General features: G+C 66.6%; 17 protein-coding genes. 8 read left to right on the forward strand and 9 right to left on the reverse strand.

What is annotated here, in order from left to right; translation table 11 throughout:
• Window positions 1-44: 44 nt before the first annotated feature.
• Window positions 45-980 (forward strand): type IV pilus biogenesis protein PilM, encoded by a 936-nt coding sequence (gene pilM, locus MVF76_RS07150; protein WP_297528117.1) that lies wholly within the window; start codon window positions 45-47, stop codon window positions 978-980.
• A gap of 38 nt (window positions 981-1,018) precedes the next feature.
• On the opposite strand, the gene ntrC is transcribed toward pilM, so the two are convergent.
• The 8 genes from ntrC to MVF76_RS07190 all read right to left on the reverse strand — a co-directional run bounded on the left by ntrC (window position 1,019) and on the right by MVF76_RS07190 (window position 9,465).
• Window positions 1,019-2,449: a nitrogen regulation protein NR(I) gene (gene ntrC / locus MVF76_RS07155; RefSeq protein WP_297528118.1), complete on the reverse strand. Its 1,431-nt coding sequence runs from the start codon at window positions 2,447-2,449 to the stop codon at window positions 1,019-1,021.
• A complete protein-coding gene (gene glnL, locus MVF76_RS07160; protein ID WP_297528119.1) occupies window positions 2,442-3,518 on the reverse strand; it encodes a nitrogen regulation protein NR(II) in 1,077 nt (358 codons plus the stop codon). The genes ntrC and glnL overlap by 8 nt, the downstream gene beginning before the upstream one ends.
• Before the next feature lie 199 nt (window positions 3,519-3,717).
• Window positions 3,718-4,263: a DUF4124 domain-containing protein gene (locus MVF76_RS07165; protein ID WP_297528120.1), complete on the reverse strand. Its 546-nt coding sequence runs from the start codon at window positions 4,261-4,263 to the stop codon at window positions 3,718-3,720.
• A 135-nt stretch (window positions 4,264-4,398) separates the two neighbouring features.
• Entirely contained in the window at window positions 4,399-5,808 is a 1,410-nt protein-coding gene (gene glnA, locus MVF76_RS07170; protein WP_297528121.1) for a glutamate--ammonia ligase, read from the reverse strand.
• A 222-nt stretch (window positions 5,809-6,030) separates the two neighbouring features.
• Complete coding sequence (locus tag MVF76_RS07175; protein WP_297528122.1) at window positions 6,031-7,194, reverse strand: cation diffusion facilitator family transporter; 1,164 nt, start codon at window positions 7,192-7,194, stop codon at window positions 6,031-6,033.
• A gap of 70 nt (window positions 7,195-7,264) precedes the next feature.
• Window positions 7,265-7,492 carry a sulfurtransferase TusA family protein gene (locus MVF76_RS07180; RefSeq protein WP_297528123.1) on the reverse strand — a complete coding sequence of 76 codons (228 nt, stop codon included), beginning with the start codon at window positions 7,490-7,492 and terminating at the stop codon, window positions 7,265-7,267.
• Window positions 7,489-8,529, reverse strand: a complete 1,041-nt coding sequence (locus MVF76_RS07185) for a tRNA (5-methylaminomethyl-2-thiouridylate)-methyltransferase (RefSeq protein WP_297528124.1) — start codon at window positions 8,527-8,529, stop codon at window positions 7,489-7,491. Before MVF76_RS07185 ends, MVF76_RS07180 begins: the two co-directional genes overlap by 4 nt.
• A 360-nt stretch (window positions 8,530-8,889) precedes the next feature.
• Entirely contained in the window at window positions 8,890-9,465 is a 576-nt protein-coding gene (locus MVF76_RS07190; protein WP_297528125.1) for a hypothetical protein, read from the reverse strand.
• 395 nt (window positions 9,466-9,860) lie between these two features.
• On the opposite strand from MVF76_RS07190, the gene MVF76_RS07195 reads away from it, so the two are divergent.
• The 7 genes from MVF76_RS07195 to MVF76_RS07225 all read left to right on the forward strand — a co-directional run bounded on the left by MVF76_RS07195 (window position 9,861) and on the right by MVF76_RS07225 (window position 15,840).
• Entirely contained in the window at window positions 9,861-10,388 is a 528-nt protein-coding gene (locus MVF76_RS07195; RefSeq protein WP_297528126.1) for an outer membrane beta-barrel protein, read from the forward strand.
• Between the two features lie 102 nt (window positions 10,389-10,490).
• Window positions 10,491-11,429 carry a glycine--tRNA ligase subunit alpha gene (gene glyQ / locus MVF76_RS07200; protein WP_297528127.1) on the forward strand — a complete coding sequence of 313 codons (939 nt, stop codon included), beginning with the start codon at window positions 10,491-10,493 and terminating at the stop codon, window positions 11,427-11,429.
• 57 nt (window positions 11,430-11,486) lie between these two features.
• Window positions 11,487-13,571, forward strand: coding sequence for a glycine--tRNA ligase subunit beta (gene glyS, locus MVF76_RS07205; protein WP_297528128.1), 2,085 nt, complete (start codon window positions 11,487-11,489; stop codon window positions 13,569-13,571).
• Window positions 13,572-13,580: 9 nt separating this feature from the next.
• Entirely contained in the window at window positions 13,581-13,958 is a 378-nt protein-coding gene (locus MVF76_RS07210) for a nucleoside triphosphate pyrophosphohydrolase family protein (RefSeq protein WP_297528129.1), read from the forward strand.
• A 132-nt stretch (window positions 13,959-14,090) separates the two neighbouring features.
• Entirely contained in the window at window positions 14,091-14,639 is a 549-nt protein-coding gene (gene gmhB, locus MVF76_RS07215; protein ID WP_297528130.1) for a D-glycero-beta-D-manno-heptose 1,7-bisphosphate 7-phosphatase, read from the forward strand.
• A complete protein-coding gene (locus tag MVF76_RS07220) occupies window positions 14,636-15,379 on the forward strand; it encodes a lysophospholipid acyltransferase family protein (protein WP_297528131.1) in 744 nt (247 codons plus the stop codon). The genes gmhB and MVF76_RS07220 overlap by 4 nt, the downstream gene beginning before the upstream one ends.
• A gap of 59 nt (window positions 15,380-15,438) precedes the next feature.
• The gene (locus MVF76_RS07225) at window positions 15,439-15,840 is read left to right on the forward strand and encodes a hypothetical protein (protein WP_297528132.1); all 402 of its coding nucleotides are present in this window, start codon (window positions 15,439-15,441) and stop codon (window positions 15,838-15,840) included.
• Window positions 15,841-15,880: 40 nt separating this feature from the next.
• On the opposite strand, the gene gyrB is transcribed toward MVF76_RS07225, so the two are convergent.
• Window positions 15,881-18,295: a DNA topoisomerase (ATP-hydrolyzing) subunit B gene (gyrB, locus tag MVF76_RS07230; protein WP_297528133.1), complete on the reverse strand. Its 2,415-nt coding sequence runs from the start codon at window positions 18,293-18,295 to the stop codon at window positions 15,881-15,883.
• Window position 18,296: the final 1 nt, after the last annotated feature.

Genomic DNA, 18,296 nt, shown 5'->3' on the forward strand with positions numbered 1-18,296 from the left:
GCCGCCGGTATGCTGTAGCCACACCAACAAGAGGGCACACACCCTTGCTGTCCCTGTTCCGAAAGCGCGATGCCGCCATCCGCCATGCCGTCGTTCCGCTCGACCGGGGCGTGGCCTTTGCCGAGGTCGACCGCCGTGGCGAGGCGCGCCCTCGTCTCGTCCGCTGTGGCTTCGTACCCAACGGCGACGATGCCGCGGCGGCGCTGGCGCGTGCGGTGCGGGCATGCGGCGCGCGCCAGGCGCCGGTCTCCACCCTGCTCGATGTCGGCAGCTACAACCTGCTGTTGGTGGAAATGCCGCGAGTGCCCCCGGAGGAAATGCGCCAGGCGGTACGCTGGCAGGTCCGCGACCTGATCGACTTCCACATCGACGATGCCGTGATCGATGTGTTCGACGCGCCGGCCAGCGCGGCGCGCGGCGTGCAGGACCATCTCTACGTGGTCGCCGCCCGCAAGGCGCTGGTGCAGGAGCGGGTCGATGCCCTTGCCGCGGCCGGCGCGAAGCTGGGCGTGATCGACATTCCCGAGCTGGCGCTGCGCAATCTCGCAGCGCTGCTGGAAGAAGACCGCGAGGGCGTGGCGCTGTTGTATCTGGGCGACGACAGTGGCCTGATCGCGCTGTGCCGGCAGGGGGTGCTGTATCTGGCGCGCACCCTGGCGCTGGGACAGGTTCGGGTGTCGGAGGCGCTTGCCGGCGGCGACGAACAGCTGTTGGGTTCGCTGGCGCTGGAGATCCAGCGCACGCTGGACTACTACGACCGCCACTTCCAGCAGGCGCCCATCGGCCGGCTGGCCGTGGCGCCGCTGGCCTTCGACGGCGCCCCGCTGACCGAATCCATCCAGTCCCAGCTCGGCCTGCAGTCGCGGATGATCGACCTGTGCCAGACGCTGGAATGCGAGACCACCCCCGACGCAGAAACCGCCAGCCAGGTCACCCTTGCCGTGGCTGCGGCCTTGCGGCAGGAGACGCGCAGCCTGTAGGGATCAGGGCGCGGGCCAGCCCGCGCAACGACAGAACCTCACCCCGCCTCGCGACCGCCGTCCTCGCCTTCCATGCCCAGTTCCTTGATCTTGCGGGTGAGCGTGTTGCGACCCCAGCCCAGCAGCCGTGCGGCGTCCTGACGCCGGCCGCCGGTGCGGCGCAGGGCGACTTCGATCATGATGCGTTCGAAGGCGGGGGTGGCGCGATTGAGCAGGCCGCTCTCCCCCTGGGCGAGCTGCTGGTCGGCCCAGCGTTCAAGCGCCTCTTCCCATCCGGTGCCACCCTCCGTCGGTGATGCCCCGGTTTCCATCAGTTCCGGCGGCAGGTCGCTCATGTGCACCTCCTGGCTGGAGGCCATGACCGTGAGCCAGCGGCAAAGGTTTTCGAGCTGGCGCACATTGCCGGGCCAGTCCAGACCCGTGAGGTACTGCTCGACCTCGGGCAGCACGCGCTTGGGCTCCACGTTGAGTTCGGCAGCGGCGCGGTCAAGGAAGAAGCGCAGCAGCAGCGGGATGTCCTCGCGGCGCTCGCGCAGCGCGGGAATGTGGATGCGGATGACATTGAGGCGATGGAACAGATCCTCGCGGAAACGGCCCTCGCGCACCAGCTGTTCGAGATTCTGGTGGGTGGCGGCGATGATGCGAACGTTGACCCTCACCGGGGTATGGCCACCGACACGATAGAACTCGCCGTCGGCCAGCACCCGCAGCAGGCGGGTCTGCAGCTCGGCGGGCATGTCGCCGATCTCGTCCAGGAACAGGGTACCCTGGTCTGCCTGCTCGAAGCGGCCGAGGCGGCGCGACTGGGCACCGGTGAAGGCGCCCTTCTCGTGGCCGAACAGCTCGGACTCCAGCAGGTCGCGCGGGATGGCGGCCATGTTCAGGGCAATGAAGGGGTGCCCGGCGCGCGGACTGTGGCGGTGCAGGGCCCGCGCCACCAGCTCCTTGCCGGTGCCGGACTCGCCGTTGATGAGCACGGTGATGTTGGAGCGCGACAGCCGGCCGATGGCACGGAACACCTCCTGCATCGCCGGCGCCTCGCCCACGATCTCGGGCGTCGCGGCCGGGGCGACCGACTCTGCGGCGGCCTGAGACTGGCGGCTGTGGGCAACCGCGCGCTGGACCAGGGCCACGGCCTCGTCGACATCGAAGGGCTTGGGCAGGTATTCGAAGGCGCCGCCCTGGTAGGCGGCCACGGCGCTGTCGAGATCCGAATGCGCGGTCATGATGATGACGGGCAGCGTCGGGTGTTCGGCCTGGATGGCATTGAGCAGTTCCAGGCCATCGATGCCGGGCATGCGAATGTCGGTGATCAGGGCGTCGGGCTGCCGTTCGCGCAGTGTCTCCAGCACGCCGCTGGCGCTGGCGAAGCTGCTGACCTCCATGCCGGCCTGGCGCAGCGCCTTCTCCAGCACCCAGCGGATCGACTTGTCGTCGTCGATGACCCAGATCCTTTCCTGCCTACTCATCCCGTGACTCCAGGGGCAACAACAAGGTGAAAACGGTTTCGCCCGGTTCGCTGCGGCACTCGATCAGGCCGCCGTGCAGATTGACCAGCGACTGGGCGATGGACAGACCCAGTCCCGTGCCTTCGGCGTGACCGGTCACCATGGGCAGGAACAGGGTCTCGCGCATGTCCTCGGGGATGCCGGGGCCGTTGTCGATGATCTCCACGCTGAGCACCAGGCGGTGGCGCTGCTGGCCGATGGTGAACTGGCGCCTCGCGCGGGTGCGCAGGGTGATGGTGCCCTGGCCATCCAGCGCCTGCGCGGCATTGCGCACGATGTTCAGCACCGACTGGATCAGCATGTCGGCATCGGCCTGCAGTTCGGGGATGCTGGGGTCGTAGTCGCGCTCGATCTCGATGCCGCCGCCCTCGGCAAGCACCAGGCTGCGGACGTGCTCCAGCACCTCGTGGATGTTGGTCGGCTGCCGCTTGGGCAGGGTCTTCGGCCCCAGCATGCGGTTGACCAGGCTGCGCAGGCGGTCGGCCTCGCCGATGATGATGCGGGTGTATTCGCGCAATTCCTCCGAATCCAGCTCGCGCTCCAGCAGCTGCGCAGCACCGCGCAGGCCGCCCAGGGGATTCTTGATCTCGTGCGCCAGACCGCGCACCAGTTGGCGCATGGCCTGGCTCTGCTCCAGCAGCGTCTCCTCGCGGGCGATGCGCAGGTGGCGATCGACGCGGATCAGCTCGACGATCAGCAGGGTATCCCGGCCGCTCTCGGTCTGCGGGGTGACCGTGTAGTCGACGGTGATCTCCTTGCCGTTGTGCAGGCGCAGGTCGCGGCCCCGCTCGGTGAAGGCACGGAATTCGTCCAGGGCACTGGCAAGCCGACCGGCCAGGGGCTGGGCATCGGCGACCAGATCGCTGAGGGTGAGGCCGCGCAGATGGCGTGCGCTGTGCGCGAACAGGGCCTCGGCGGCCGGATTGAGGTGAAGGATGCGCAACTCGGCATCGAACACCACCACGGCGGTACTCAGGCTTTCCAGAATGCGGGTCTGGCCCGGGGTCATGAGATCGATCTCGGCAGCCATGAAAGATCTGCGTGCAAGAACCAAACCAGCTTCGGGTACCCGGCAGCGGTGTACTGCTGCGGCCACAACCAAGGTATAACTTGTTGAAAACCGCCAGGTTGATCGCCGAGTATTCGGCCAGCGCGCCCGGTGCGCCCTGTATGCTGGTCCAGGACCGTGCAGGGCACCCCGCCATTATGCACCACAATGGTGCGTTAGATCAGTTGGCCCGCTTACGGGCCGGAAAGAGCACCGACTGGCGGTGCAGATAGACGGTGACCGGCGCGCTCTCGATCAGCACCTGGTCCCGCGGGTCGACCACCTGGACCTGGATGCGGTGCTCGCCGCGATCGACGTTCTCGAACCGGTAGCTGCCGCCAGAGACGCGGGCAATCGGACGGCCGTCGAGCAGCACCCGGTACTGGTGACCCAGCTGCGACTTCAGGCCCGGTTCGGTGGCAAAGCGGATCTCGAAGCTGCCGGCGTTGTCGCGGATGGTGGCCTGGTCCTGGGGCTGGAGGATGCGCACCGCGCTGTAGGCAGGCGCCTCGGCGGGGGCCTGCGGCCGGGTCCGAATCGGCGGCAGCGGAGGCGGGGTGTAGGTGCTGGGTGGTGGCAACTCCACCTTCTCGGCCCCCGGCGGGGGCTGGTCCCCGAAGTGGACCGTGCCATCCTCGTCCACCCAGCGATAGACCTCGGCGGCCATGGCCTGGCCGGCAAGCAGCGCGAGCAGCAACAGCGTTAGACCAGTTCGATGCGGGTACATGAATGTTCCTCTCCCTGCTTCCCTGCAGACACCGGCGCCGGTGCCAGGTTCCGCTGCCTGAAGCGTAATGCGACAAGGCCCTGAAAAGCAAAGGGCCCCGCGAACGGGGCCCCTGCAAGCAGCGTTCCGCGGAATTCAGACGCTGTAGTACATGTCGAACTCCACCGGATGGGTGGTCATGCGCAGGCGTGTGACCTCTTCCATCTTCAACGCGATGTAGCCGTCGATGGCATCGTCCGTGAACACGCCGCCGGCGGTGAGGAACTTGCGGTCGGCGTCGAGGGCCTCCAGTGCCTGATCGAAGGAATGACAGACCTGCGGGATCTCGGCTTCCTCCTCCGGCGGCAGATCGTACAGGTCCTTGTCCATGGCGTCGCCCGGATGGATCTTGTTCTGGATGCCGTCCAGGCCGGCCATCATCATGGCCGCGAAGGCCAGATAGGGGTTGGCGGTGGAGTCGGGGAAACGCACCTCGATGCGCCGTGCCTTCGGGTTGGAGACGAAGGGAATGCGGATGGAGGCGGAGCGGTTGCGGGCCGAATAGGCCAGCATCACCGGGGCCTCGAAACCGGGCACCAGGCGCTTGTAGGAGTTGGTGGAAGCGTTGGTGAAGGCGTTCAGGGCACGGGCATGCTTGATGATGCCGCCGATGTAGTAGAGCGCCAGATCGGACAGGCCACCGTACTTGTTGCCGCTGAAGATGTTCTTGCCCTTCTTCACCAGCGACTGGTGCACGTGCATGCCGTTGCCGTTGTCGCCGACCAGCGGCTTGGGCATGAAGGTCGCGGTCTTGCCGTAGGCCGCTGCCACGTTGTGGACCACGTACTTCAGAATCTGTACTTCGTCGGCCTTGGCGACGAGCGTGTTGGCGCCGACGCCGATCTCGCACTGGCCGGCGGTGGCCACTTCGTGGTGATGCACCTCGGTCTTGAGGCCCATCTCCTCCAGCGCCAGGCACATGGCCCCGCGCAGATCATGCAGGGAGTCGACCGGCGGCACCGGGAAGTAACCGCCCTTGACCGATGGGCGATGGCCCATGTTGCCGTCCTCGAACACGCGCTCGGTGTTCCAGGAGGCCTCGCTGGAATCGACCTTGTAGAAGGCGCCGCTGATGTCGGAACCCCAACGCACGTCGTCGAGCACGAAGAACTCGTTCTCGGGGCCGAACAGCGCCTGGTCGGCGATGCCGGTGGATTTCAGATACTCCTCGGCGCGCACGGCGATGGAACGGGGATCACGCTCGTAACCGGACATGGTGGCGGGTTCTAGGATGTTGCAGCGGATGTTGAGCTGCGGCTCGTCGGAGAAGGGGTCGAGCACAGCGGTCTTGGTGTCCGGCATCAGGATCATGTCGGACTCGTTGATGCCCTTCCAGCCCGCGATGGAGGAGCCGTCGAACATCTTGCCGTCCTTGAAGAAGGATGCGTCGATGGTATCGGCCGGAACGGTGACGTGCTGTTCCTTGCCGCGGGTGTCCGTGAAACGCAGATCGACGAACAGGACCTCGTTGTCCTTGATCATCTTCTGAACCTTGGCTGCTGTCATTGCTGTTTCTCCACTTGCCTTTTGGTGAACATCCACTGCCGCGGAAGGTCAGGGCCACACGCGCGCGCAGTACCGGAATTCGGGTGTCCATCCGGGTGCATGTTCCATGCCACGGACAGACGCCCTTTTATTACCAATAGTTAGACGACATTTCGGGACCCGCGCCCCGACCAAATGCACCATTCTGGTGCCCCTCTACGCAGAGCGCACCATGATTGTGCATCATTCGAACAACACGCGCAGGTCACCGAATCCGTCGAGCTGCCGCGCGCGCGCTTCCAGCCGGGCGCGCAGCGCCTCGGCGGCGGCCCGGTCGGTGGCCAGCTCCAGCGGCAGCACCAGATCCACATGCACCTTGCCATCCAGGTAGTGCAGGGTGATGTCCCGGATCTGTCCGGCCACAGGATCGTCGGCCCAGAGCGCGCGCAGGCGCGCCAGCAGTTCGTGACGCAGCGGCAGATGATCACACGAAGAGCGGGTTTCGTCATCCTCGGGATCGATGTGCACGGTGACGTCGGCCACGGCATCGATGTCGTTGATCAGGGTCTGGCGGACCTTCTCGCCGATCTGGTGACCCTCGGAGACGCTGAGGGTGGGGTCCACCTGGATGTGGACGTCCACCAGCGCATCGCCGCCGCTCATGCGGCTGCGCAGCATGTGCAGGGCGCGCACGCCCTTGACGTCGCGGATGGCTTCGCGGATGCGCTGCAATTCCTCTTCGTCGAGCGCGGTATCGATCAGCTCCTGCAGGCTGCGCCAGGCCAGGTCCCAGCCGATCTTCGCCACCATGAAGCCGACGATGGCCGCGGCAATGGCGTCCATGTACGGGAGGCCGGCCATGGTGCCGGCGACGCCGATCATGACCACGATCGAGGAAATGGCGTCCGAGCGATGGTGCCAGGCATTGGCCCGCAGCATCTTCGAGCGCAGGCGGCGCGCGACCACCATGGTGTAGTGGTAAAGCGCCTCCTTGGCCAGCACCGACACCAGCGCACCCACCAGCGCCAGCATGCCCGGCACCAGCAGCTCTTCTGGATTGAACAGACGATGCGCGGCATCCCAGGCGATGCCGATGGCCACCAGCACCAGCACCACGCCGAGTGCCACCGTCATCACCGTCTCGATGCGACCATGACCATAGGGATGCTCCTCGTCGGCCTCGCGGTGGGCATGCTTGGCGGCGAAGATCACCATGACATCGGTGGCCAGGTCCGACAGGGAATGGATGCCATCCGCAACCAGAGACTGCGAATTGGCCGCGACACCGATGACGATCTTGCCGATGCCCAGCAACAGGTTGACGACGAGACCGACAAGGGTGACGCGCCGGGTCGCCTGATAGCGTTCGGCGGGCTCGGCGCGTGCGGTGTGAACGGGTGCGTGCATGCTGATCGGCGGTCCGGTGTCTCGGAAAGGGCCCTATTTCACCGCCAGCGGGCGGCGGAAGCAAATGGGTTCAGCCGCCCACGCGCACCAGGATGCGGATGTCCCGGTCCTGCTGCTCGGTGGCCAGCACCTGATGGCCATTGATGCGGCACCAGGTCGGGATGTCGTGCAGGGCGCCCGGGTCGGTGCAGTGCACCAGCAGCTCGTCACCCGGCGCCAGCCCGGCGATGGCATCCTGGGTGCGGATCACCGGGAGCGGACAGAGGATGTTGCGGGCATCCAGCTCGTGACGGCTCACAGCAGCCAGTCCCCGGGGATCTCGGCCGGTGGCAGGGGGCGAACCGTTGTCTCGCGCGGCTCGCCGCCCGGCGGAACGATGGCCACCGTGACCGCCTCGGCATCGCGGCCCTGGCCATAGCGGGCCACCAACCGCGCGGCCAGCTCCAGATCCTCCGCCGAAGGCGTGCCATCGACCAGTGCCAGCGGACCCTTGTGGCTGGTGGCATGCAGATGGGTGAACTGCCGGCGATAGCCCTCCAGAAAGCGGTTCTCGCCTTCCTCGCGGCCGATGATCAGCTTGAAGTGCGGGGCGGGGCGGATGTGGCGGCCGACCTTGAGCAGCATGATGTCGTCGAGTTCATAGCGCCGTTCGCCGCGCGCCGACCACAGGTCGGCCAGCTTGGCGGAATACTGGGCATCGGTGAGAAAGCAGCAGCCGCCGGCCGGCTGGGCATAGTCGGTGAAACCGTAGCGCGCCGCCAGCGCCATCTGCGGCTTGCGCGAGCGACCGCTGAAATCGTACAGGCGCTCCCGGTCCACCCAGCCCTCGCGCTCGGGCAGGGTCGGCGGCAGGTTCTTCGCGCACAGCGGCCGCAACAGCCGGTCCTCGGCACCGGACTCCTGCGCCACCAGCGGCAGGGTATCGGCGCGCTGCGACTTCGGCCGCTGGCCGACCACTTCGCCGGTGACGATGAAATCGAAGCCGTTGGCCTCGATCCACTCGGTGGCCTTGCGCACCATGAATACCTTGCAGTCGAGACAGGGGTTGAGGTTGGCGCCGTATCCGTGCTTCGGATTGAGCACGATGTCCTTGTATTCCTCGATCACGTCGATGATGTGCAGCCTGATGCCGAGTTGCTCCGCCACCCACAGGGCGTTGTTGCGCTTGGGCCGGGCACGGTCCTTCTTGCGAATGGCGTGGGTGTGGCCTTCGACGCAGAACCCCGTAAAGAAATTGATGCCCTCGACATGGATGCCCTGTTCCTGCACCACGCGCGCGGCAAGCATGGAATCGAGTCCGCCGGAGATGAGGGCAACGGCTTTGCGCTGGGTCATGGCACGAGACCGGATACGGCTGCAAGGGGAGGGGCATTCTACAGCGCGGCCGCGGCCGGCGGCCAGCGCGCCTATTGCACCAGGGGCTGCGGATGATGGCGGATTTGCAGCCGGGCTCGGGAGGCGCTGGCACTCAAGCCGTAGCCGTCGCTACGGCTTGAGTGAAGCACCCCCGAGGCCGAGCGAAAATCCGCCAGGGCCGCAGCAGGCAGCGGGCGGGCACAAATCGTACCCCGGGCCACGGGCAAAAAACCCGGTTCATTGTCCACCAGGACAACAAGCTACCCGCCGCCCGCTTCCGCCCTGGTGCAATAGGCGGGCTGGCGCGGCAACCGCCGTGTCGGTGGGGAACAGGGCCGCTCAGTGGCGCCGGCGGGGCGGTGCGTCGAGCGGCATGGGCGCGCTGCCGGTGGTCTCGGCCAGCCGGCGGCGGGCATGTTCGCTGCCGGTCTCCAGCCAGATCTCGGCCTGCACGAGGGGATCCAGTGTCGCCTGCGGGTCCATTTCGCGCATGGCCGAGAGCACGTCGCGCAGGGACACGAAGCCCTCCGACAGCCGGGCATAGACCTCGGCCGCGGCGTGGCGCAACCGCTCGGCCAGCAATCCGTAGGCGCTGCGGCCCATGTCCACGTAATAGCCGACCCGCACCAGCCGGCGCTCGGCCCGCTCCGGATAGAACCCGGAATAGAGCAGGCACTGGTCGCCGACATCGCGCAACTGTTCCGTCTGCAGCGCGCCCTGCGCACGCATGGAGCGCAGGAACTCCAGCGCCATCACCCGGCTGGCCAGATCCGGGCGCGCGGCAAAGCGCATGAGCAGAAACACCAGGTAGCTTTCCAGCTCCTCGCCCAGCCGGCACTCGCAGGCCGCCTCGGCCTCGCTGACCAGGGCGTGCCACTGGGCGGTCGAGGTGGGTCCCAGCACGATGCGTGGCATCTGAACCTCCTGACAGGGCCTGTCTGAAACAGCGGCGCGGAATGCGGGCCGCTTTAGCCCGCATAGTGCACCCGGGCGGAAGCGGGCGGCAGGCAACGGGTCGTCCCGGCGGGCAATGAACCGGATTTCTTGCCCATGGCCCGGCGTACGATGTGTGCCCGCCCGCATCCTGCTGCGGCCCTGGCGCAACATGCGAGCCAGGCCTGGAACCATGCAGGTTTCAGGCCATCGGTCATCCCGGCAACCGGCCGTGCCCCCAGATTGCGGTCTTCGGCGCGGCGCTTCAACCCCCTGTCGTGGCGGCGAATTGCCTGTACCGGATTGCCTGCTAGAATGGCCGGATGCAGTCCCGCGACTGCCGGAAGCCACAACAACACCAAGGTGGAGGAAAGCCCATGAGATACACCCCGCTCGCGGCCGCGGCCGCATTCACCCTGCTCGCTGCCCAGGCCCAGGCCGGCGGCTATGCCGGTATCGCCCTCGGCCAGGCCAGCATCGACGACACCGTCACTCAGTCGGGCACCAGTGCCGGCATCGACGAGAACGCCACGGGCTGGAAGATCTTCGGCGGCTACGGCTTCACCGACAACCTCGGCGTCGAGGCCGGTTGGGCCGATCTGGGCGACATGAACGAGGGTGGTGTCGTCGACACCGAGACCGAGGGCTTCTATGCCGCCGGCGTCGGCCGCTTTCCGATCGGGGACAGCGGCCTTTCGGTTCACGGCAAGCTGGGCCTCTATGCCTGGGATCAGGACATCGCCATCTCGGGCGGTACGGTGAGCCACGACGGTATCGATTTCATGTACGGCATCGGTGCCAAGTACCTCGTCAACGACCTGCTCGGCGTGCAGTTCGACTGGGAACGCTACAACACCGAAACCGACGCCGACCTGATTTCGGTGGGCATCACCCTGAACTTCTGAACCCGCCGGCACCGGCCGCCCGCGCCTGACTTGGGCCGGGTGGTCGGGCTATACTTGCCCGCCGACCCCCCATCCACCACTGCCAGCGGGTAGCGCACGTCAATGTCTGCCGACCAAGCCGCGGCCCCGGCCGCCTTCGAGCCGACCAGCTTCCAGGGACTGATCCTCGCCTTGCAGGGCTACTGGGCCCGCCAGGGCTGTGTGCTGCTGCAACCGCTGGACATGGAGGTGGGTGCCGGCACCTTTCATCCGGCGACCTTCCTGCGCGCCATCGGCCCCGAGCCCTGGCGTACCGCCTATGTGCAACCCTCGCGCCGCCCGACCGACGGCCGCTACGGGGAGAATCCCAACCGTCTGCAGCACTATTACCAGTTCCAGGTCATCCTCAAGCCCTCGCCGGACGACATCCAGGACCTCTACCTGGATTCGCTGCGCGAACTGGGCATCGACCCCCTGGTGCACGACATCCGCTTCGTGGAGGACAACTGGGAATCGCCCACGCTGGGCGCCTGGGGCCTGGGCTGGGAAGTCTGGCTGAACGGCATGGAGGTCACCCAGTTCACCTATTTCCAGCAGGTCGGCGGCCTCGACTGCCGGCCGGTGACGGGTGAGATCACCTACGGCCTGGAACGCATCGCCATGTACCTTCAAGGGGTGGAGAGCGTCTTCGACCTGGTATGGACCCGGGGTCCCGACGGCCCCGTGACCTACGGCGACGTCTTTCACCAGAACGAGGTCGAACAGTCCGCCTACAACTTCGAACACGCCGACGTGGATTTCCTGTTCCGCTTGTTCGATCAGTGCGAGCGCGACGCCAACCGGCTGATCGAAGCCAATCTCCCGCTGCCGGCGTATGAACAGGTACTCAAGGCCTCGCACGCCTTCAACCTCCTCGACGCCCGCAGCGCCATTTCGGTGACCGAGCGCCAGCGTTACATCCTGCGCGTGCGGGCGCTGGCCCGCGCCGTGGCCGAGGCCTATTACCAGGCCCGCGAGCAGCTCGGCTTCCCGATGCTGGCCACTTCGAAAAAGAGCGCCTGATCGAAGCAGTTTGCGGCAAAAGCCGCTGGATAGAGATATTTTCGAGGACGTTCCAAGTTGAACACAAGCACCGCGAGCCGTGACCTGCTGATCGAGATCGGCACCGAGGAACTCCCACCCAGGGCCCTGCCCCGCCTGTCCGAGGCCTTCGCGGACGGGGTCGCCGCGGGCCTCGATCGCGCCGGCCTCGACCACGGCGACCTGCGCGCCTTCGCCACACCACGGCGACTGGCGCTGCTGGTGGCCGAGCTGGCCGAGGCCCAACCCGACCGCGAGACACTACGCAAGGGGCCCGCGGTGACCGCGGCCTTCGATGCCGAGGGCTGTCCGACCAAGGCGGCGGAAGGCTTCGCCCGCTCCTGCGGCGTGGCAGTCGAGGCCCTGGAGCGGATCGAAACCGACAAGGGCGCCTGGCTGGCCTTTCGGCGTTTCGAGCCCGGTCAGCCCGCAACGGCGCTGATCCCGGGCATCGTCGCCCAGGCGCTGGCCGGCCTGCCCGTTCCCAAGCGCATGCGCTGGGGCGACGGCGAGGTGGCATTCGTGCGCCCCGTCCACTGGGTGGTGCTGCTGTTCGGCGACGAGGTGGTCGAGGCCGAGATCCTGGGCCTTCAGGCCGGGCGCGAGACCCGCGGCCACCGCTTCCACCATCCACAGCCCCTGTACGTCTCCGAACCGGCCGCATGGGCACCCATGCTGGAAACCGAAGGCCATGTGTTGGCCGACTTCGCCACCCGCCGGGAGGCCATCCGCGGTCAGGTGATCGAGGCGGCCCGCCGACTGGGCGGCGAGGCATTGATCGACGAAGAGCTGCTCGATGAAGTCACCGCGCTGGTGGAATGGCCCGTCGCGGTTGCCGGCAGCTTCGAGCAGCGCTTCCTCGAGGTGCCGGCCGAGGCGCTCATATCCTCCATGCAGGACCACCAGAAGTACTTCCCGGTGGTCGACGCGGAGGGCCGGCTGTTGGCCCACTTCGTCACCGTGGCCAACATCGAGAGCCGCGATCCCGAACAGGTCCGCGCCGGCAACGAGCGTGTGATCCGGCCGCGATTGACCGACGCCGCCTTCTTCTGGGACCAGGACCGCAGGCAACCCCTGGAGTCGCGGGTGGAACGCCTTGGCGACATGCTGTTCCAGAAGCAGCTCGGCACCTTGCTCGACAAGTCCCGGCGGGTGGCCGGGCTTGCCGCCGGCATCGCCGTGGCCATTGGCGGCCGCGGTGACTGGGCCGAGCGCGCCGCACTGCTGTCCAAGTGCGACCTGCTCACCCAGATGGTCTACGAGTTCCCGGAACTGCAGGGCATCATGGGCCGCTACTATGCGCTGCACGACGGCGAACCCGGTGAGGTGGCCAGCGCGCTGGAGGAACAGTACCGTCCGCGCTTCGCCGGCGACGACCTGCCGAAAACGGCCACCGGTCGCGCGCTGGCCATCGCCGACCGCCTCGATACCCTGGTCGGCATCTTCGCCGTCGGCCAGGCCCCGACCGGCGACAAGGATCCCTTCGCCCTGCGCCGTGCCGCCTTGGGTGTGCTGCGCATCCTCATCGAATGCGAACTCGATCTCGATCTCGAGCAACTGCTGGCCGAAGCCGCAGCCACCCTGCCGGGCGCGCTCGATGCCGGCGCCGCCGTGCCGGCGGTGTTCGAGTTCATGCTCGACCGCCTGCGGGCCTACTATCTGGACGCCGGTATCCGGCCGCAGGTGTTCGACGCCGTACGCGCCCGGCGTCCCACGCGACCGCTGGACTTCGCACGCCGCGTGCAGGCCGTCGAGGCCTTTCTGGCACTGCCCGAGGCCGAGAGCCTGGCGGCGGCCAACAAGCGCATCGCCAACATCCTGCGCAAGGCCGGGGACAGGATACCGGAGCAGGTGGACCCGGACCGCTTCACCGAGACGGCCGAACAGACCCTCTGGGAACGGCTCAGCGCGTTGCGTTCAGAGGTCGAGCCGCTGCTCGCCGCCGGCGATCATGCCGCAGCCCTGGTACGGCTGGCGGCGCTGCGCCCCGAAGTGGATCGCTTCTTCGACGAGGTGATGGTGATGGCCGAAGACGCAGACGTGCGGGCCAACCGGCTGGCGCTGCTCCGACAGTTGCAGGCGCTCTTCCTGCAGGTGGCCGACATCGCACTGCTACAGGTGTAGGTGACTACGATGAGCGAACGCAACCCCGATTCCTACCAAGCCATGCTCGATGCCGTGCAGGCCTTCCACGACAAGCACGACTTTCGCAACACCGGCGGCGAGGAACTGACCTACCGCATCGCGCTGATGGCCGAGGAGCTGGGCGAGATCGCCGAGGCGGTCACCAAGGGCAAGGGCAGGGAGGTGCTGGCCGAGGAGGTCGCCGACCTGTTCATCCTGCTCATCGGCACAGCCATCTCGGCGGACTTCGACCTGCGCGCCGCCTTCTGGAAGAAGATGGATCGCATCATGCAGCGCCCGTCACGCATGGTGAACGGGCGTATCCGCGTTTCCGAATTCCGCGACATGGACTCACCCGAAAAGTGCACGAAGCCGATTAAAGGTTGAGGTATGCCGATGTTTACAAGGAGTATTTCTCGTATATCAGCGGGTAGCGGATTGTTACCGCACCGCTCTGCCGGCGTCTGCACGCCAGGCGCACATCCATCCGGCAGCTTCGTGCAGCTTTCGGGCTAAGGCGTGAAGCTGATCATTCTCGACCGCGACGGGGTCATCAACGAGGACTCCGACGCCTACATCAAGTCGCCCGAGGAGTGGCGTGCCATACCCGGCAGCCTGGAGGCCATCGCCGCGCTCAATCGCGCCGGCTGGCGGGTGGTCATAGCGACCAACCAGTCAGGCGTCGCGCGTGGCCTGTTCGACATGGATATGCTCACCCGCATCCATGCCCGCATGCAGGAGGCACTGGCCGAGGCGGGCGGGCATGTCGACGCCATTTTCTTCTGTCCGCATGGGCCGGACGACCGGTGCGACTGTCGCAAGCCGCGGCCCGGGCTGTTCGAGGATATCGCGCGCCGGCTGCACCAGCCACTCAATGGCGTCCCGGCGATCGGCGACTCGCTGCGCGATCTGCAGGCCGCGGAGGCCGTCGGCGCCCGTCCCATCCTGGTACGCACCGGCAAGGGCCGGCTGACCGAGGCCGGACTGGGCACGAACCACCGGCTACCCGTGTATGACGATCTGGCCGCTGCCGTGCGCCGGCTGCTGGAGGAAGACACCGGGACATGAGCAGTACAAGACTTCCGCCGCGCCCGCTGCTGGTGCTGCGCTCTGCCCTCTTTTCGCTGGTGATGATCACCACGGTGCTGGTGTTCGCGCCGCTGGTGGTGCTGATGGTCCCCTTCCCCTTCGAGTGGCGCTACGCGGTGGCCACGCGCTGGGCACGGCTCAATCTGCGCTGGCTGAAGCTCACCTGCCGCCTCGGCTACGAAGTGGAAGGCCGTGAAAACATTCCGACTCGGGCGTCCATTGTCTTTTCCAAGCATCAGTCGGCCTGGGAGACGCTCGCCCTGCAGGAAATCTTTCCGCCCCAGGTCTGGGTGCTGAAGCGCGAGCTGCTGTGGCTGCCCTTCTTCGGCTGGGCGCTGGCCCTGCTCGAACCCATCGCCATCGATCGCAAGGCCGGCCGCAAGGCCGTCCAACAATTGGTCGATCAGGGTTGTCGCCGACTGGAGAAGGGTCGCTGGGTGGTCGTCTTCCCCGAGGGCACCCGAGTTGCGCCCGGCACCCGCGGACGCTATCGCATCGGCGGCGCCGTGCTCGCCGAGCGCAGCGGTGCGCTGGTGGTGCCGGTGGCGCACAACGCCGGCGAATACTGGCGCCGCCGCGCCTTCATCAAGTATCCGGGCACCATCCGGGTGGTGATCGGGCCACCCATAGAAACGAGGGGAAAGACCGCGCAGCAGATCCTGGCTGAAGCCGAGAAATGGATCGAGGCCACCATGGAAAAGATCACCACGCTTGGCTAGCCTGTTGGACATGAACAGGGGCACCATCAGGGCATGACAAGCATCCGGAGCCTTCTGCCATGAAACGCCTGCTGCCCATGCTCGCGCTTGCCGCTCTGGTCAGCGCCTGCATCCAGCGGCCCGTCATCCACGAAGCGGACATGGTGGTGGGGGACCGACACAACCGCGTCGAGATCCGCTTCAGCGACCGCGACCGGGTGCTGATCCGGGACTACTACCGTCGCCACCTGCCACCCGGACTGGCGAAGAAATCGCGACTGCCGCCGGGACTGCGCAAGCAGCTCTATCGCCATGGCGAACTGCCACCCGGTCTGCAGGGTCGTGGCCTGCCCGCCGAACTGGAGAGACGGCTGACGCGACTGCCGGATGGTTACGTACGGATTCGGGTGGGAACGGACGTGGTGCTGATGGATCGGCGCACGCGGGTCGTGCTCGACATCATTCGCGACATCGGCGACTGAACGGGCGCCGCGCAAGGCCGCGCAAGGCGAGGAGCCGACGTCAGACGTCGAGATTCGAGACGGCCAGCGCGTTGCTTTCGATGAACTCCCGACGCGGCTCGACCTGGTCACCCATCAGGGTGGTGAAGATCTCGTCGGCCGCAACCGCATCCTCGATCTGCACCTGCAACAGGCGGCGGGTCTCCGGATTCATGGTGGTTTCCCACAGCTGCTCCGGATTCATCTCGCCCAGCCCCTTGTAGCGCTGGATCTGCTGGCCACGGCGGGCCTGGTCCAGCAGCCACTCCATCGCTGCGCGGAAGCTGCTGACCGGCTGGCGACGCTCGCCGCGCTGCACATAGGCCCCTTCACCCAGCAGACCATCCAGCCGCTCGCCCAGCTCCGCCATGCGTGCGTACTCCGCGCTGGCGAAGAACTCGGAACCCAGCACCTGGGCCGGGGCCTCGATGCCGTGGGTGAGTCGCACCAGGCGGGCGCTGAAGCCGGGGTGTTCCGGGTCGGGTTCCAGTCGGATCTCCAGCCGCTGGCCCGGGGGCAGGTCGGCATTGACACGTTCGGCCAGCTCCGCGAACCAGTCCTGCACCCGGCTCCAGTCCACCAGATCGGTTTCTGCAAGCCGCGGCATGTAGACAATTTTATCAAGTAAATCAATCGGATATTTCTTATTCAGGCGGCCGATGGTCGCCATCACCGCCTGGTAGCGGGTAGCCAGGTCCTCCAGCGCCGGGCCGGCAATGGCCGGCGCCTCGGCGTTCACGTGCAGCCGGGCACCATCCAGCGCGGCACTCAGCAGGTAGGCAGACAGCTCCGCGTCGTCCTTGACGTAGTGCTCCTGCTTGCCCTTTTTCACCTTGTACAGCGGCGGCTGCGCGATGTAGACATGGCCGCGTTCGATCAGCTCCGGCATCTGGCGGTAGAAAAAGGTCAGCAGCAGGGTGCGGATGTGCGAGCCGTCCACATCGGCGTCGGTCATGATGATGATGCGGTGATAGCGCAGCTTGTCCGGGTTGAACTCCTCCCGGCCGATGCCGCAGCCGAGCGCCGTGATCAGGGTGCCGACCTCGGCCGAGGACAGCATCTTGTCGAAGCGCGCCTTCTCGACGTTCAGGATCTTGCCCTTCAGCGGCAGGATGGCCTGGAAGCGCCGGTCGCGGCCCTGCTTGGCGGAACCGCCGGCGGAATCACCCTCGACCAGGAACAGCTCGGACAGCGCCGGATCCCGCTCCTGGCAGTCGGCCAGCTTCCCGGGCAGGCCGGCGATGTCCAGCGCGCCCTTGCGGCGGGTCATCTCGCGGGCCTTGCGGGCGGCCTCGCGCGCGCGCGCGGCATCGATGATCTTGCTGGTGATGGCCTTCGCCTCGGCGGGATACTCGAGCAGGAACTCCTGCAGCTTTTCCACCATGGTGGACTCGACCACGCCCTTGACCTCCGAGGACACCAGCTTGTCCTTGGTCTGGGAAGAAAACTTGGGGTCGGGCACCTTCACCGAAAGCACCGCGGTCAGGCCCTCGCGGGCGTCGTCGCCGCTGGGACTGACCCTGGCCTTCTTCAGAATGCCTTCGGCCTCCATGTACTGGTTGAGAGTCCGGGTCAGCGCGGCACGGAAGCCGGCCAGGTGGGTACCGCCGTCACGCTGCGGTATGTTATTGGTAAAACAGAAAATGTTTTCCTGATAGGAGTCGTTCCACTGGAACGCCACCTCGACCCCGATACCGTCCTTTTCGGTCCTGAAGTAGAAGACAGTCGGGTGCAGCGGGGTCTTGTTGCGGTTCAGATGCTCGACGAAGGCCTTGATGCCACCCTGGTATTCGAACACATCCTCCTTGTCGCTGCGCTCGTCACGCAGCACGATGCGCACACCGGAATTCAGGAAGGAGAGTTCCCGCAGCCGCTTGGCCAGGATGTCGTAATGGAATTCGGTGTCCGAGAAAATCTCGGCGCTGGGCTTGAATCGGATCTCGGTTCCGCTCCGGTCGGAATCGCCGATGGCCTTGAGCGGCCCCTGGGGCTCGCCCAGCCGGTACTCCTGAAACCAGACCTTCCCGTCGCGACGGATAGTGAGCCTGAGGTACTCCGACAGCGCATTGACCACCGAGACACCCACGCCATGCAGGCCGCCGGAGACCTTGTAGCTGTTGTCGTCGAACTTTCCGCCAGCGTGCAGCACGGTCATGATGACCTCGGCGGCGGAGCGGCCTTCCTCGGGGTGGATGTCGACGGGAATGCCGCGCCCATCGTCGGTCACGGTCACCGAGTTGTCGCTATGGATGGTCACCGTGATTTCCTTGCAGTAACCGGCGAGGGCCTCGTCGATGGCGTTGTCGACCACCTCGAACACCATGTGATGCAGTCCGGTGCCGTCATCGGTGTCGCCGATGTACATGCCGGGCCGCTTGCGCACGGCGTCCAGGCCGCGCAGCACCTTGATGTTGGAGGAATCGTAATTTTCGCTCATG

The sequence above is a fragment of the Thiohalobacter sp. genome (genome assembly GCF_027000115.1).
In the GTDB taxonomy this organism is placed as follows: Bacteria; Pseudomonadota; Gammaproteobacteria; order Thiohalobacterales; family Thiohalobacteraceae; genus JALTON01.